Source organism: Streptomyces sp. NBC_00984, assembly GCF_045162475.1.
Lineage (GTDB): Bacteria > Actinomycetota > Actinomycetes > Streptomycetales > Streptomycetaceae > Streptomyces.
The window spans coordinates 8,773,663-8,788,699 of sequence record NZ_CP108734.1 but is presented as its reverse complement, the minus strand read 5'-3'; the positions used below and the strand labels follow the sequence as shown (position 1 = coordinate 8,788,699).

Below are 15,037 nucleotides of genomic sequence, written 5' to 3'. Positions count from 1 at the left end.
TGCCAGGGACCGGGACGGCTGCCCCTGCGGGCCGCCGGACACCTGCCGGCGCAGCAGCGGACTGCTGGAGAACGGGCTGCCGTGCGGCCTGACGGGGGACGCCTTCCGGGAGACGTGCGGCCGACTCGTCATCGCGGGCACCCTTCCCTTCGCCGCGCTCATTTGGGACGGGAAGAAGTGGCTCGTGCCACGCGCTTACGCCGTCCTGCTCGATCAATGGGAAGAAGCCGTCCGGGAGAAGAACGAGAAGGCGGGCATCTGTGCGGGCTGCGGGAAGTCAGGCGAGCGCTGGGAGCGTCGCAGCTCCGGGTCCGGCGGCTGGGTGACCCTGTGCTCCGAGTGCACCGCCGCGGAGTTCCGCCCGTACGCCGGACACCTGCGGGGTGCTGCGTACGAGTCCGTCCGCCGTACCCGGCGGGGCCGACGACTATCTGTGCTGGCTGTGCACCACGCCTCAACGGGCCTACTACTGGGACCATTGCCACGATCACGGTCTTGTCCGGGGGCCGGTATGCGCAAGCTGCAACACCTTCGAGGGAAACGGCATGGTCTTCGTGAACCGGCCGGGAAGTGTCGAGCACCTGCTGGAGTGCACGGTCTGCCGGGCACAGCACACGCTTCCCCGACGCCACTACGAGGACGTCATCCGTAACCACCTCGCTGCCGTTCACCACCTGGAATGCTCGCGTGCCGGCTACGTGAGTGCGGACCCTCTTCGCCGGGGAGGCGGACGCGGCGGATGCCTCGGAGCTACGGGACTTCGTCCCCGTCAAGCGCATCGCGCTGGTCGCGGCCCTGACGCACAAGGCGCGGATGCGGGTGCGGGACGACCTGGCGACGATGTTCTGCAAGCGTGTGGCGACGAAGATCAAGAAGGCCAAGGCGGAGCTGGAGGAGATCCGGCTCGCCGAGCGGGAGATCGTCGAGTCCCTGATTGGGAACTACCGCACGGTGCACGGTGCTCAAGCACATCGACGAGGGCGGCCCGGCCCAGGAGGCGCTCACGAAGGCCGCGGCCATGACCGCCGAAGCCCGCCAGGCCCTGGAGGGCCTGGACGAGGAGGCGTCGGTGGACGAGGTCGCGACGCGGCTGGAGGGCAGGGTCTCCCCGGCGGTCCTCTCCCTGGTGAAGGCCCAGGTGGTGCAGGCCGGCGGGTTCGGCACGGTCACCCGCGCGGTGGAGGGCTTCGGTGGCTTCGCGAAGCAGTACGAGCAGATCGAGAAGGTCTCCGCTCACCACGGCAACTTCTGGGAAGTGCTGCTGTACGGGCAGATCGGCCGGGACCGGGCGGTGATGTTCGACCTGGCCGGCAACGACAAGCTGAAGTTCACCGCGACCAGCGAGGACAGCCGGATACTGGATGCCCTTGCGCACGCCCAGCGGTACCATGCGGCCCACGGCGAGTACATCACCACCTTCAACGAGGAGGGCGAGGAGGTCGACATCTCCTTCGCCACCCAGAACTGGCGCAAGGCGGTGGTCGACAAGACCCGGGCCGGGCTGTTCGTGCGTAAGCACTTCGAGGCGATGGTCTTCACCGCGCTCGCCGAGGAACTGCGCACCGGCGACATCGCGGTGGTCGGCTCGGAGGAGTACGCCGACTGGTCCGAGCAGCTGCTGGTCTGGGAGGTCGTCCAGGAGACGCTGGGGTCCTACCTGGTGGAGGTCGGCCTCGCCGAGCCGGGCGAGAGTGCCGAGTTCGACGCCAAGTTCTTCCGCCTGCAGCTGGAGGACAAGCTGCGGAGCGCCGCCGCCGCGGCGGATGCCGGGTACCCGGAGAACGACGGCCTGGTGATCGATCCGGAGACGGGCATCCCGTCGCTGAAGGCGTTCAGGGCTGACGGCCAGCGGCCCTCGGCGAAGCGGCTGGAGCAGGAGATCAAGGCGAGGATGCCGGAGCGTTCCCTGATGGGGATCGTGGCCCGGACCGTGTACTGGGTGGAGTGGTGGCGCCGCTTCGGCCCGCCGTCGGGCCTCGCCAGCGCCGTCGTCTCCCGTGGGCTGGAGGACCACGCGGGCTTCGCATCACACGCAGCCCGGCTGACCGAGACCACGGTGGAGGCATTCCGGCAGGTGCTCGCCTGCATACTCGTGGTTGCCGTACGCGCGCTGCGTATGCGCGCCGCCGAACTGCCCGACATTCCCGCACGGGCAGCGTACGAGCTGGCCGCAGAACAGCTGCCCGCAGATCTCGAAGATCGCTCGCTCACTGAGGACGTCTACAGCGCGGTGAATCTCCTTCCGCGGCTCGCGGTCATCTGACGTCGCTACTCATCATTGAAGCAGTCAACTACCGATGGTCACGCAGAACTGGGCGGGGGCAAGGCCCACCCCAGCACCACCTGCCCGGCCCCGCACAACCGGGCCAGAACCTCCCGCCCCGCCGCGTTCAGCACAACCTCGCCATCCGCCCGCACCCCCCGCCCTCCTGCCGGGGCCGCGAACCACGCCGCCGCCAAAGCGACCACAGGGCCTTCGGCTGCATCCCGTGGCGGACCGCGATGCGTTCAATCAGCGACGACGTCGTCTCCCCGGCAAGGGGAGCAACACGGAAGACCCCTGACACAGGACCGTTGCCATGGACAGCCCCGCCGACATCAGATACCTGAACCCCTCTCGCTGTACCGGCCACCCAGACTGGTCGGAGCGGCACCGGGAACAAGGAAGCCGCCCGGGTGGCACAGGCCCACGTGCACCGCAGCGCCGCCGCCAGGACCTCCTTCGCATCAAGCGCCAGGGACGTCCCCGTCGCCCGGCACTTCGGGACATGGGGGACCGACACCTTGAAGTCCGCGGTCACCGCATCACTCCGATGCTTGCTGACCCGGGCCAGCTCTTTTCCGCACGCGTCGTGCAGATCGATACTCACGCTGCTCCTCCCTCTCATCGGTTACCAGCGAATGCCGAGTCGGTCGAGGTCCGCGCGGCGTTGCTCGGTGAGCTTGCCGGCGGTCTCCTTCCTGCGTATCCGGGCCGCGAGCTCGGAATCGGCGGCCTGCCGGGCCGTCCGCGCGGCCGCGGTGCGGCGCCAGTGGTAGAAGTTCGAGCGGGAGAGCCCCAGCAACGAGCACAACCGCGTGACGCCGAAACGGCGCTGGTGATCCGCGATGAACTGGCAGCGGTTCACCAGCGCGGACGGCTCAAGGCCCGTGACGCCCCGTCCAGGGCCCGGTGGATACGTGGGTGTTGGAGATCCTGCGGACGCTGATGGGCCAGGACAGGGACAGCCCGACTTCACGCGCGTCGGCCAGGAGGCCAGGAAACTGGAGGGTCCGTCGGTGGTGATGCCCGTGCGGGCGACCTTCTACTGCCTGTTCGAGCGAATGGAGGCGGGGCGGCACACCACCGGCTCGGCCCGCACCCGTCACTCGCTGGCCAACCAACCCGACGGAGTCTTCGACGTCCCGGCTGACAACTCCCACCTGACGTCGCCTTGAGGCGGAGGGATGTGATGTTCCTGCCGATTCATCCGCGCTGAGCGCGGATGAGGTCGCGGTACCAGGCGAAGGACGCCTTCGGGGTGCGGACCTGGGTGTCGTGGTCGACGTGGACGAGACCGAAGCGCTGGTGGAAGCCCTCGGCCCATTCGAAGTTGTCCATCAGGGTCCAGGTGAAGTAGCCGCGCACGTCCACTCCCTGGGCCACGGAGGCGTCGACGGCCTGGAGGTGGGTGTCCAAGTAGTCGATGCGGTCGAGGTCGAGGACGATGCCGTCCGCGTTGACGACGTCCTCGACCGAGCAGCCGTTCTCCGTGATGTAAACCGGCGGGAGTGCCGGGTAACGCTCCTTGAGGTCGACGAGCAGTTCCCGTAGGCCGTCGGGGACGACGGGCCAGTCGAAGGCGGTGCGGCGGTAGCCCTCGATGGGGACCTCTTCGAACGGCAGCCCCTCGGACGTCGGCGCCTGGATCCGGGTCGGGTTGTAGTAGTTGATGCCGAGCGCGCTCAAGGGGGCCGAGATCAGTTCGAGATCGCCGTCCCGGACGGAGCCGCCAAGGGTTGCGTCCGCGCCGAAGTCCGACAGGTCCGGGTAGGTGCCCGTGAGGATCGGGTCGTTGAACAGGCGGTTGTGCAGGTTGTCATAGGCTCGCGCGGCGGCGCGGTCGGCGGGGGCGTCCGAAGCGGGCCAGACCGGGGTGCAGTTGTTGGCGATCATCACCTGGAGGCCGTGTGCCCGCAGCTCCCTCAGCGCCAGGCCATGGCCGAGCAGCTGATGGTGGGCGACCGGCAGGCAGTCCAGGAACAGGGTGCGGCCCGGCGCATGAGTGCCGAGACCATAGCCCCAGACCATGTGGATGAACGGCTCGTTGAGTGTGATCCACTTCTGGACGCGGTCGCCCAGCCTGTCGGCCATGATGGCGGCGTACTCGGCGAAGCGGTGCGCGGTGTCGCGGTTCAGCCAGCCGCCGCTGTCTTCGAGGCCCTGCGGGAGGTCCCAGTGGAACAGGGTCGGGACAGGTTCGATGCTGTGTGCGAGTAGGCCGTCGACCAGCCGGTCATAGAAATCCAGCCCCCGAAGATTGACCTCACCTGTGCCGGTCGGCTGGATCCGGGGCCAGGCGATGGAGAAGCGGTAGCCGGTGAGACCCGCCTCGGCCATCAGCGCGATGTCCTCCTCGTACCGGTGGTAGTGGTCGCAGGCCACGTCGCCGGTGTGCCCGTCGCGGACTGTGCCGGGCCGGGCGGTGAAGGTGTCCCATACCGAGGGTCCGCGGCCGTCCTCCTTGGTGGCGCCCTCGATCTGATACGACGCCGTCGAGGCGCCCCAGATGAAGTCCGCAGGGAGATGGTCCAGTGTCACGTCTAACCTCCTGAAACATGAGCAGGGCTCACGTTAACCTGTTCGATGGGATGATGGAAGCGTGAATCAAGATCGCATCGCAGGGACGCTGCGCCGACTGCCAGTCCAGAAGCGCAGCGCCGAGCGCTTCGAACGGCTGCTGGACGCTTGCGCCGAACTCCTGGACGAGGTCGGCTATGCAGGACTGACCACCAAGGAGGTGGCCCGCAGGGCCGAGGTGCCCATCGGTACCCTTTACCAGTTCTTCTCCGACAAGGAGGGGCTGATCGGTGCGCTCGCCGCCCGCAATCTGGAGTCCTTCTTGGGGCGGGTCGCGGACCGGCTGGAGCGAGAGGAGCCCGAAGGCATCTCGGGCATCGTGGATGTGACCGTCGACGAGTTCGTCACCATGCGCCGGACGATCACCGGTTTCGGTGTGGTCGACTTCGGCGCGGCGGGACAGGACCACATCCTGGAGCCGACTCTGGACAACAACACTGCGGTCGCCGGAAGGCTGCGCTCACTGACCGCCTCCTTGATCGGGGCCCAGGACAACGCCGAATTTGAGATCGCGGTGCGGGTGGCCCTGGAGTGCGCGGACAGCGTGCTGAAACTCGCCTTCCGTATCGATCCGCAGGGCGACGCCCAGTTGATCGCTGAGTGCAAGCGAGTCCTCAACAACTATCTGAACGATCGACGCCGGTGACTGGCAAGTAGTAGTGGTCAAGGCGTGCTTCGCGGCCGGAGGTGCGAATGGCTGGAGCCGCCCGGGCGCTGTTGCGGGCCACGTCGGGTGATGCCCTGGATCTGCCGGAGGACGCCGCCGTCCTCCTGAGTGCTAGGCCCTGTCGTCAAACTGCCGTCTGTTCCGGGCGACGACGGCAGTTTGACGACAGGCCCTATCGGACGGCCTTGACCTTCCAGACCAATACCGCGCCCAGCGCGGACATGGCCGCGGAGCAGAGGAACAGTGAGCGATAGCCCCCCGGACCGCCGAGCACGACTGAGGCGATCGGAGGAACGAGAACGTAGGGCAGGGAGGTCATCAGGTTGGCCAGGGCCATGTCCTTGCCGCGGTCCGCAGAGGCGGGGAGCACCTCGGTGACCAGGGCGGTGTCGACGGCCAGGTACACGCCGTAGCCCAGGCCCAGGATGACGGCTGCGACCAGCGTCATGGCCCACGTGGGCGACAGCGCGAGTGGGACCGCGGCGACGGCCATCGTGACGCCGCCGAGGAAGACCAGCATGCGCCGCTTGCCCAGCTTGTCGGAGAGCCAGCCGCTGAGGACGACCGTCGAGATCGTGGCCAGGCAGTTGACGCCGATCACGATGAGCAGGCCGTCCTCGGTCGACTGGCCAGGGAACAACTGCTCGTAGTGCAGTACGTCGTCCAGGAAGTACGGCAAGTAGAGCGTGCCCATCCCGTAGCCCAGCCCCATGATGAACCGGGAGCTCATCGCCCAGGCGAAGTCGGGGTGCTTGCGCGGGCTGATTCGGTAGCCGTCCAGGAAGGTATGCAGCGAGAACGGCTCGCGGTGCCGGCTGGGAAGCGGTGGATCCTTCATGGTGGTCGCGAACAGCAATATCAGCAGCGGGAAAGCGGCCATCAGGATGTACTGCGCGGAGAAGCCCGTGACCAGCCCGAGCAGTAGCCCACCCGCGATCATGCTGCCGGCCTGCGGGACCATGGCCCAGCCCAGCACTGCTCCGCGCTGGGCGACCGGGACCTGGTCGGGCACCACTGGGGAGAGTCCGGCACCGATGATCATGAAGCCGGCGGACAGCACGAGGGAGCCGAGCGCGACCCCGGCGACGGTCGTCTGGATGCCGATGCAGACCAGTGTCGCCATGCAGACCAGCGAGCCCCCGATCATCCACGGTCGGCGGCGGCCGAACCTGCTGGTGGTGCGGTCGCTGAGTGCGCCGGTCAGCGGCGCGAGGACGATTCCCGAGATCGCGCCCATCATGCTGACCCAGGCGTAGCTGCCGACCTTCCCCGCCGGGTCGATCTGGGCGATCTGCTCGGGCATCAGGAACGTGGTCGGCGCCTGCATGGGAATGAACATCCCGACGTTGGCCAGGACGTACAGGGCGACCCAGCCAGGGCCGACCTTGCGGGTCGGCTCGGCGAGGGCCTCGGGTCGCTCCGGGGCGAGGCTCATCGGGGCACTCTCTTGAGGTGGACAAGCTCGCTCGTCCAGTCGAAGGACAGCAGCGGCGGGAGACCGTGGCTGAGCAGGACAGCGCCCTCGTGGACGGCGCCGGTGGTCTCATCCCGGTAGCGGGCTTCGGGGTCGAGGCCCTTCAGCCGGGTGCGGGCGACCGAGCGGGTCAGCGCGGACGGCTGGAACTGGAAGACGACGACCTCGTCCTCCGTGAGGTACTGCACGGCGTCGTGCTCCAGGCGGTACAGGACGCCACCGTGCACCACGGGCCGGATCCGCTTGTACTGTTCGACCAGCATCCGGGCCCAACCCAGATCCTCCTCGCTCCAGTTCCGCAGGTTGCCGCCGATGCCCATCGCCCCAGCCATCGAGACATGGAAGCGGTACCGGACTGAGGTCGGGCGGGCGGTGAAGCTGTGCGGGCTGTCGGTGACCCAGGCGCCCATGGTCCGGGCGGGCAGTAGCTGGCTGTGGCCGTGCTGGATCGCGACCCGGTCGGCGGCGTCGGTGTTGTCCGATGTCCAGATCTGGTCGGCGCGGGCCAGCACGCCCAGGTCGGCCCGGCCGCCGCCGCCCGCGCACGATTCCAGGTACAGGCCGGGACGGGCGGCGCGCAGCCGGTCCATCACCTCGTAGACCCCGCGCGTGTGCTCGATCCAGACCCGGTCGGGGTCGGCGGCCCCAGGCTGCCCTGCCTCGCTGAAGGGCCGGTTCATGTCCCATTTGAGGAAGACCACGTCCAGCTCGGTGACGGTCCTGACCAGCCAGTCGACCGCCCATTCCCGGACGTCGCGGCGGGCGAAGTTCAGGACGTGCTGGTGGCGGCGCTGGGTGCGGGTACGGCCTTCCTGGCAGAGGATCCAGTCGGGGTGCGCACGGAAGAGGTTGCTGTCGGGGTTGACTGCCTCGGGCTCGACCCACAGGCCGAAGCCCATGCCCAGCGCGCGAACGTGGTCGGCGAGTGGGCCCAGGCCGTTCGGAAAGCGGTCGGGGTTGGGCCACCAGTCGCCGAGCCCGGCCATGTCGCTGGTGCGGGCGCCGAACCAGGCGTCGTCCACGACGTAGACCTCGACGCCGAGACCCGCGGCCAGGTCGGCCAGCTCGGTCTGCTGCTTCTCGCTGATGTCGAACTCGGTCGCCTCCCAGGAGTTGAAGACCAAAGGGCGTTCGGCAGGGCGGGCGGGCAGCACCTGACGTTCGACGTAGGCGTGCCAGCGGCGGCTGGTGCCGCCGAAGCCGTCGGGGGCATACAGCCCGGTGAAGACGGGGGTCTCCAGACGCTCGCCGGCGGCAAGCTTCCAGACCAGGCCCTCGTGGCCGAACCCGCCCGTCCAGGAGGCGCGGCCGTAGGCGTCGCGGCGCAGGGTGATCCGGCGGCTTCCGCTCCAGGCCAGGGCCGCGCTCCAGACTTCGCCGTGCTCCTCGGCGGCGTCCTGCGCGTCGAGCATCAGCCACGGCCCGGCGTGCTGTCCCGTGATGCCGAGGCGGCTGGTGAACATGGTCTCCCCGACGGGCACCCGGTCGCGCTGGAGTTGGAATTCCCGGCCCCATTCCCCCACCACATGACTGACCCGGTAGTCGTCGCGGGCGGGCAGCGTCCAGGCGGCGGAGTCGAACCGCAGGACGTCCACCGGCTCGTCCGCGGTGAGGACGGCCCAGCGCTCGATTTGGTCATGGCCGTCCCGGAGCCGGTAATGCAGGTCGAGACCGAGGGAGCGGACACGGTCGGTGAAGGAGAGCGTGAGCAGGTCGTTCTCGACCGTGTGCGAGAGGAACCGCCACTCGAAGCCGCGGACACCGTCGTCGAATCGGACGGTCAGCGACGGCGCCCCGAACCGCAGGCCGCCCTCGACCACGTACTCCTCACCCCCGGGGTCGTCGCTGCCGGGGTCCTCGTCGGGCAGGTCGGCCGCGATCGCGACGGCCTGCTCCGGGGTCAGCGGCCGGCCCCAGTGCACGTGCCGGGGGACGTCGTCGGCGTCCAGCCGGAAGGCGTACGAGGTGCCAGGGGTGCTCAGGAGCCAGAGGCGGGCTTCGGAGTGGTGAGTGATCACGAAAATCCTCAAACGTGAGTAGGGCTCATGTTCTGCTCATACGTTAGGCATGCGAGCCCGCAACGCCAAGCCCCTGACGGGGGCTATCGAATTTCGCGGCGTGTGGTTCCCTGCGCTCTGCGCGGCTCGGTCGGCGAACGCGCCGGAAAGTCAGCCGGGGCCGGCCGGATCAGGAGAGCTGATTCGGCCGGCCCCGGCCCTGGACACCGCCTCACGGGTGCGTCAGTTGGCGTAGACGCCGACCTCGCGAAGTGAGTAGCCCCACTGGGTGCCGCGCTCCAGCCCCTTGATCCGTATGTAGCGCGCCGGAGTTCCGGCGAAACGCGCCGTGTCCAGGCCACCGTCACCGGCGGTCGTGGACCAGACCGTCTTCCAGGCCGTGCCGTCATCCGACAGCTCGACGCGGTACGACTTCGCGTACGCCGCCTCCCAGTCGAGGGTGACACGCTCGACCGGCTTCGAGGATCCGAGGTCGATCCGCAGCCACTGGTCGTTGTTCCACTCGCTGGCCCAGCGGGTGCCGTTGTCGCCGTCCACGGCCTTGCCGGGCGCGAAGCTGACGAACGGGTTCCACCATTCCGACGAGGACGCCGAGGCGGTGGCGCCCGAGGCCAGATTCGCCCCGGACGTGTGCTGCTCGGTGTTGCCCCAGGTGCGGAGGTAGGACTCGGCGCCCGAGAGGAGGTCGTCCACGACCCCCTGGCCGCCGACGATCCGGATGTCCTCGATCCAGTCCGGGACCATGCCGTAGTGCGCGGCACCATCGGTGTTGAAGTCCCATGTGCGTTCGCCGGCGGTCTGCTTGTCGATCACCGAGCCGCCGTCCGTGCTGCGGAAGGGGTACTTGACCGGGTTCGGGGTGTCCCCGCCCCGCGGGGCGGGCCAGCCGCCGACACCGTTCATGTCGGTGCCGTAGCCGTAGCCGACCTTGTACTTCTCGCGCAGCGCGTCCGTGCGCTCGGCCTCCGCGCTGAACGCCTCGGAGCCGCTCATGTACTGGGCGGCGAACCCGCCGAGCTTGTAGAGCCGCTCGGTCCAGCCCAGGTCCATCCAGCTGTGCGAGGAGATGGCGCCCGGGTACGACTCGGACTCCAGGATGTCGAAGGCCTGATCCGCGGCCTTGACACTCATGTGGTCGAGCTCCAGCATCATGTGACGTTCCATCATGCCGCGCACCGCGTACGCACCCAGGCCGGTCAGCCCGCGGGTGTTGCACTGCGCGTCCGAGGCGTACGAGGGGACGGCCACCCCCGCCGGCAGCTGCTTCTCCGCCCCGGGTGCCTTCGCGTTGCCGATGGGGTTGTCGTGCTGCGGGCCGCGGCAGGTCTCCGTCTTCCAGAAGGTGCCGGTCGACAGGAACTGGCCCACGTTGATGGCCGTACCGAGGGCGCCGGAGTCGTAGCGCACCCCGCACAGGGCGTTGTCGAACTTGTGACACAGGAACATGCTGCGCACGCCCAGTTGGTGCAGCTCGTCCAGGCCGCGGTCGATGTCCTCCTTGCTGCACTGCGCGACGTCCAGGATCTGCTTGCAGCCGAACGGCTCGGAGGTCTCGACCCCCAGGACGACGGCCAGCTTGCCCTGCTTGATGACCTCGCGGGCCTGCGCGCTGTCGGTGACGATCCGGAACCAGCCCTTGCCCGGGCCGCCGTACATCTTGTCGATGAAGGCCTGCATGTCGTACGTCTTCTGCGCCTCAAGACGGATGGCGGTCATCTCGTCGCAGCTGCGGTCCTTGAAGAAGTAGACCGAGCAGATCACGCCGTTGGTGACCAGGTCGTTGACCAGCACCCGCTGGCCGCCGCGCCAGGCCCGCTCGATCCAGGCGTAGTAGTTCTGTTGGTGGGTCAGCGAGTCGTGGGCGGGCCAGTCCTTGAACGTGGGCCACCCGTTGGGGTCGTGCTTCCCGTCGCCCTTGGTGATGAAGTCGAAGACGGCGCCCGTGCCGTCGGGGTAGTGCTCGGGGCAGTCCTTGAGCGCGTCGGCGACGCCCTGCTCCGAGAACGGCTTGCCGCAGATCAGCCGACCGCCGAAGCCCTCGTTGGACATGATGTGGTCGTGGGCGTCGACGAAGCCCCTTACACGTCCCTGGGTGTCGGTGCCCTTGAAAGGCTCGCCCGTGACGTCGATCTGCGCGTCGGGGGTGGGCCGGGCGGTCGGATCCCACCAGTTGGGCTCCGCCGCGGAGCTGGGTATCGGGCCGAGTGCCAGGGCCATCACGGCGAGGAGCAATGACACCACCGTGAGGGATCTGAGTCTGCGGCGCGGAGGTTGAACCATGGTCATCGCATAGATCCTTAAATATGAGCGGGACTCATGTTCTGCTCATAACTTAGGGACACGAGCCCGCAACGCCAACCCCCTGACGGGGCCATCGCCGGGAAATGGGGAGGAGCACCCCACCGGAAAGGGGTGCTCCCACGCCTGCTGTCGAGATCACGGAGCGTATGGGCGCCTCGGACGTGACGGGTGCGTACGTAGGCACCTGCGAGGACGGGCGTGACTGCTGCACGGGCAGCAGCTGCGCCCACCCAAGCCGCTGCGCCGTGACCCATCGTCCGAGGTCTTCGCCCTGCACGATCACCTTGGGAACCACCGGCAGGGCCCCTCCGTTCTGGATCAGGCTCCGGGTGAGGCGGAAGCACCGCTGGGGGACGGGGAGGAAGTCACCGCTCCAGACGCCGCGGCGCGACCGGCCGCCCGGCCCCGGAGCCGTTCGGGAGGCGAGGGTGCGGGGACCGGTCCCTTGAGCGCGAAGACCCACATGGTTGACTCGATTCCGCCGCACCGCTCGCCAGTGCGCCTTCAGTAGTTTGCTGACGCGTCCCGGTTGCGAACGGCGCTGTACCCGACCCCGAAGCAGCCACCGGTCCGGCGCCGCACACGGCAGTACTCCGGCGGCCGACCGACCCCGTGGCGGGCCGCGCGCCTACGCCGACGCCACCAGAGGTGAGTACAGGACATCCCGACGAAACAGCGCCACCGGCATCGGGTCCTCGTCGTCGGTGGTCCGCCCACCCGAGTGTGGGAAGTCCATGCAGAGCAGCCTGCCGTGGTCGTCGCCCAGCGCGCCATCTGGCTGCTGGAGACGTTCATGGTCTTTGACACCGACCGTGTGCTGGTCGAGACCCCTGTCCGCCGAGATCGCCATCACCCGCCCCTCTGAGATCGCCGTGTACGCCAAGGCGTTCGCCGAACTCCAGCAACTGGCCGTCTTCGGAGCCCCGGCCCGCGCCCTGATCAGAGCCGCGATCGAAGCAATCGTGACCAACATCACTTCGTGATGCCTGACCGCATCCCTGGAAGGCGCCGCCCGCTGGGCCCAGAACCGCGCCCGGCTCGTGCGGGCCCTCTGCGCGCGGCTCGATCGCCTCACAGCGGCCCTCCCGGTTGCCCGGGAACCGATGGGCCCCCAAGCCGTCCCGCGACCGCAGGAATGAACACAGCGCCCGCTCCAGCCGGCGCTGCCACGGCCGTACAGCGTCCGTACCACCCCGATCTCCTCACTGCCGGCGGGCGCCGCCTTGTTCAGCAGACCGGCCAGGTGCGCCCGGTCGACGTCCTGCGGGCCCTCTGCACGGCTCTGCTGCCGGCTGAGCTGGAGAAAGTCCTACACCCACCGGCTTCGACCGTGAGTGCAACCGTCGCCGCAACGAGGTCGAGCGGACCATCAACCGACACACATCCGGAAAAGAATGCAGACCGCGACGGTGTGCGACGCCTGGGCCCACCGAACGAAGGCCGATCCGAGGGCAGTGGAACGGGACTTTTGACACGACGCGCGGCGACGCGCTGACGTCCCGCACACCATCCACCCACATTTTGCGCGACCGTCACCTCAGCCCACTTTCCTCAGGCCCGGGTCCTCTTGAATACTCCGTCTGCCCCTCTTCGTGGACGGACATCACCGAAGCAACAGGAGGATCCCCACAGCCATGACCGAAATCAATCGGCGTCGCTTCCTTCAAATCGCCGGAGCCACCACGGGGTTCGCCGCCCTGTCCGGCTCCATCGACCGCGCCGCAGCCATCCCCGCGGCGCGCCGGAGCGGAACCGTCCAGGACATCGAACACATCGTCGTCCTCATGCAGGAGAACCGTTCCTTCGATCATTACTTCGGGTCGCTGAAGGGTGTCCGGGGCTTCGGCGACCCCCGCCCGGTGGCACTGCCCAGCGGCAAACCGGTATGGCACCAGACAAGCGGCGGTAAGGAAACCCTGCCCTACCACCCGGATGCCGACGACCTGGGCATGCAGTTCATCGCAGGTCTCGACCACGACTGGGCCGGCGGCCACAGCGCGTTCAACAACGGCAAGTACGACAACTGGATCCCCGCCAAAGGCACCGGCACCATGGCGTACCTGACACGGGACGACATCCCGTTCCACTACGCCCTCGCCGACAAATTCACCATCTGCGACGACTACCACTGCTCGTTCATGGGTGCGACCGACCCGAACCGCTACTACATGCTCTCCGGACACGTCGGCAACGACGGCACCGGCGGCGGCCCGGTCCTCGGCAACCAGGAAGCGGGCTACGGCTGGACGACATACGCCGAACGCCTCGAGAAGGCAGGCATCTCCTGGAAGGTGTACCAGGACATCGGTGACGGCCTCGACGCGGCCGGCGGCTGGGGCTGGATCAACGACGCATACCGCGGCAACTACGGCGACAACTCCCTGCTGTACTTCAACAACTACCGGAACGCCAAGCCCGGCGACCCCCTGTACGAAAAAGCCCGCACCGGCACGAACGCCAAGGCGGGAGACGGATACTTCGACATCCTCAAAGCCGATGTCAAGGCCGCCAGGCTCCCGCAGATCTCCTGGATCGCCGCCCCCGAAGCGTTCTCCGAACACCCCAACTGGCCTGCAAACTACGGCGCTTGGTACATCTCACACGTCCTTGACGCACTCACGTCGAACCCCGACGTATGGAGCAGGACCGCCCTGTTCATCACATACGACGAGAACGACGGCTACTTCGACCATGTCGTACCGCCCTACCCGCCGGCCTCCGCCGGCCAAGGCCTGTCCACCGTCGACACCACACTCGACCACTACAAGGGCAGTATCGGATACGCCGCGGGCCCCTACGGCCTCGGACAGCGCGTCCCGATGATCGTTGTCTCGCCATGGTCCACCGGCGGATACGTCTGCTCCGAGACCTTCGACCACACCTCGATCCTGCGCTTCATGGAGAACCGGTTCGGAGTGAAGGAGGCCAACATCTCGCCATGGCGGCGGGCCATCTGCGGTGACCTCACATCCGCCTTCGACTTCTCCCTCAAGATCACAGACCCGGCTGACCTGCCGGACACCGCGGGCTACGCCCCTCCGGACCGCGACCGCCACAACAGCTACGTACCGAGGCCACCCGCCCTGGGCACCCTGCCCAGGCAAGAGGCCGGGGCGCGGCCGAGCCGCCCGCTCTCCTACGCTCCCTACGTCGACGGGGCCGCAGACCTCACGACCGGCAAGTACAAGCTGACGTTCAGCGCAGGGGACCAGGCGGGCGCCGCCTTCCAGGTGCGCTCGCAGAAGCGCACCGACGGCCCGTGGACGTACACTGCGGCAGCCGGAAAGCCCGTTTTCGACAGCTGGAACTCGGTGTACTCCGGCGGCAGTTACGACCTCACGGCCCACGGTCCGAACGGCTTCCTGCGCACCTTCAAGGGCAACAACAAAGCCGCCGAGCCGGAGGTGACGGCACGCCACGACGCCGGCAACCTGAAGCTCACCCTGACCAACCCGTCGACCGCCGACGCGCACCTCACCGTGACCAACGCGTACGGCGGCGAGCGCCAAACTTACACGGTCCGCGCCGGCGCCACAGCCGTGCAGAACGTCGACCTGCGCGCAACCAAGCGCTGGTACGACCTGACGGTCGTCGTCGAGGGCAACGCCGGATACCTGCGGCGCCTGGCCGGGCACGTCGAGAACGGTCAAGCCGGTGTGAGTGACCCGGGCATCGCAACCATGTGAGACCCGCACCCCACCCGGCGGACGGAAGGGCACACACTCGGAGGGGTGACG

Annotated in this window: 11 protein-coding genes; 6 read left to right on the top strand and 5 right to left on the bottom strand. The window is 68.2% G+C overall.

Annotation, left to right across the window (positions count from 1 at the left end; genetic code table 11):
* Nucleotides 1-383 precede the first annotated feature (383 nt).
* Both OG520_RS39260 and OG520_RS39255 read left to right on the top strand, forming a co-directional pair.
* Nucleotides 384-1,022: an endonuclease domain-containing protein gene (locus OG520_RS39260; RefSeq protein WP_406016336.1), complete on the top strand. Its 639-nt coding sequence runs from the start codon at nucleotides 384-386 to the stop codon at nucleotides 1,020-1,022.
* Nucleotides 935-2,263, top strand: a complete 1,329-nt coding sequence (locus OG520_RS39255; RefSeq protein ID WP_406016335.1) for an aromatic amino acid lyase — start codon at nucleotides 935-937, stop codon at nucleotides 2,261-2,263. Before OG520_RS39260 ends, OG520_RS39255 begins: the two co-directional genes overlap by 88 nt.
* 628 nt (nucleotides 2,264-2,891) lie before the next feature.
* Here the strand turns inward: OG520_RS39255 and OG520_RS39250 are convergent.
* Nucleotides 2,892-3,128, bottom strand: coding sequence for a hypothetical protein (locus OG520_RS39250; protein ID WP_406016334.1), 237 nt, complete (start codon nucleotides 3,126-3,128; stop codon nucleotides 2,892-2,894).
* A 151-nt stretch (nucleotides 3,129-3,279) separates the two neighbouring features.
* On the opposite strand from OG520_RS39250, the gene OG520_RS39245 reads away from it, so the two are divergent.
* Nucleotides 3,280-3,438: a hypothetical protein gene (locus OG520_RS39245; protein WP_406016333.1), complete on the top strand. Its 159-nt coding sequence runs from the start codon at nucleotides 3,280-3,282 to the stop codon at nucleotides 3,436-3,438.
* Between the two features lie 28 nt (nucleotides 3,439-3,466).
* Here the strand turns inward: OG520_RS39245 and OG520_RS39240 are convergent, their stop codons facing one another.
* The gene (locus tag OG520_RS39240; RefSeq protein ID WP_406016332.1) at nucleotides 3,467-4,801 is read right to left on the bottom strand and encodes a GH1 family beta-glucosidase; all 1,335 of its coding nucleotides are present in this window, start codon (nucleotides 4,799-4,801) and stop codon (nucleotides 3,467-3,469) included.
* A 61-nt stretch (nucleotides 4,802-4,862) separates the two neighbouring features.
* Here OG520_RS39240 and OG520_RS39235 point away from each other — a divergent pair, with 61 nt between their 5' ends.
* Nucleotides 4,863-5,486 (top strand): TetR family transcriptional regulator, encoded by a 624-nt coding sequence (locus tag OG520_RS39235; protein WP_385332175.1) that lies wholly within the window; start codon nucleotides 4,863-4,865, stop codon nucleotides 5,484-5,486.
* Between the two features lie 193 nt (nucleotides 5,487-5,679).
* On the opposite strand, the gene OG520_RS39230 is transcribed toward OG520_RS39235, so the two are convergent.
* From OG520_RS39230 to OG520_RS39220, 3 genes are all read right to left on the bottom strand, one after another.
* Nucleotides 5,680-6,942 carry an MFS transporter gene (locus OG520_RS39230; protein WP_406016331.1) on the bottom strand — a complete coding sequence of 421 codons (1,263 nt, stop codon included), beginning with the start codon at nucleotides 6,940-6,942 and terminating at the stop codon, nucleotides 5,680-5,682.
* Nucleotides 6,939-8,999, bottom strand: a complete 2,061-nt coding sequence (locus OG520_RS39225; protein WP_406016330.1) for an alpha-galactosidase — start codon at nucleotides 8,997-8,999, stop codon at nucleotides 6,939-6,941. Before OG520_RS39225 ends, OG520_RS39230 begins: the two co-directional genes overlap by 4 nt.
* 222 nt (nucleotides 9,000-9,221) lie before the next feature.
* Nucleotides 9,222-11,285 carry a discoidin domain-containing protein gene (locus OG520_RS39220; protein WP_406016329.1) on the bottom strand — a complete coding sequence of 688 codons (2,064 nt, stop codon included), beginning with the start codon at nucleotides 11,283-11,285 and terminating at the stop codon, nucleotides 9,222-9,224.
* Nucleotides 11,286-12,100: 815 nt separating this feature from the next.
* Here OG520_RS39220 and OG520_RS39215 point away from each other — a divergent pair.
* Nucleotides 12,101-12,283 (top strand): hypothetical protein, encoded by a 183-nt coding sequence (locus OG520_RS39215; protein ID WP_406016328.1) that lies wholly within the window; start codon nucleotides 12,101-12,103, stop codon nucleotides 12,281-12,283.
* A gap of 651 nt (nucleotides 12,284-12,934) precedes the next feature.
* Entirely contained in the window at nucleotides 12,935-14,986 is a 2,052-nt protein-coding gene (locus OG520_RS39210; RefSeq protein ID WP_406016327.1) for a phosphocholine-specific phospholipase C, read from the top strand.
* Nucleotides 14,987-15,037: the final 51 nt, after the last annotated feature.

Coding starts and splice junctions, on each gene's coding strand:
- OG520_RS39230 (WP_406016331.1), bottom strand. CDS start 6,942: ATGAGCCTCGCCCCGGAGCGACCCGAGGCCCTCGCCGAGCCGACCCGC.
- OG520_RS39220 (WP_406016329.1), bottom strand. CDS start 11,285: ATGACCATGGTTCAACCTCCGCGCCGCAGACTCAGATCCCTCACGGTG.
- OG520_RS39210 (WP_406016327.1), top strand. CDS start 12,935: ATGACCGAAATCAATCGGCGTCGCTTCCTTCAAATCGCCGGAGCCACC.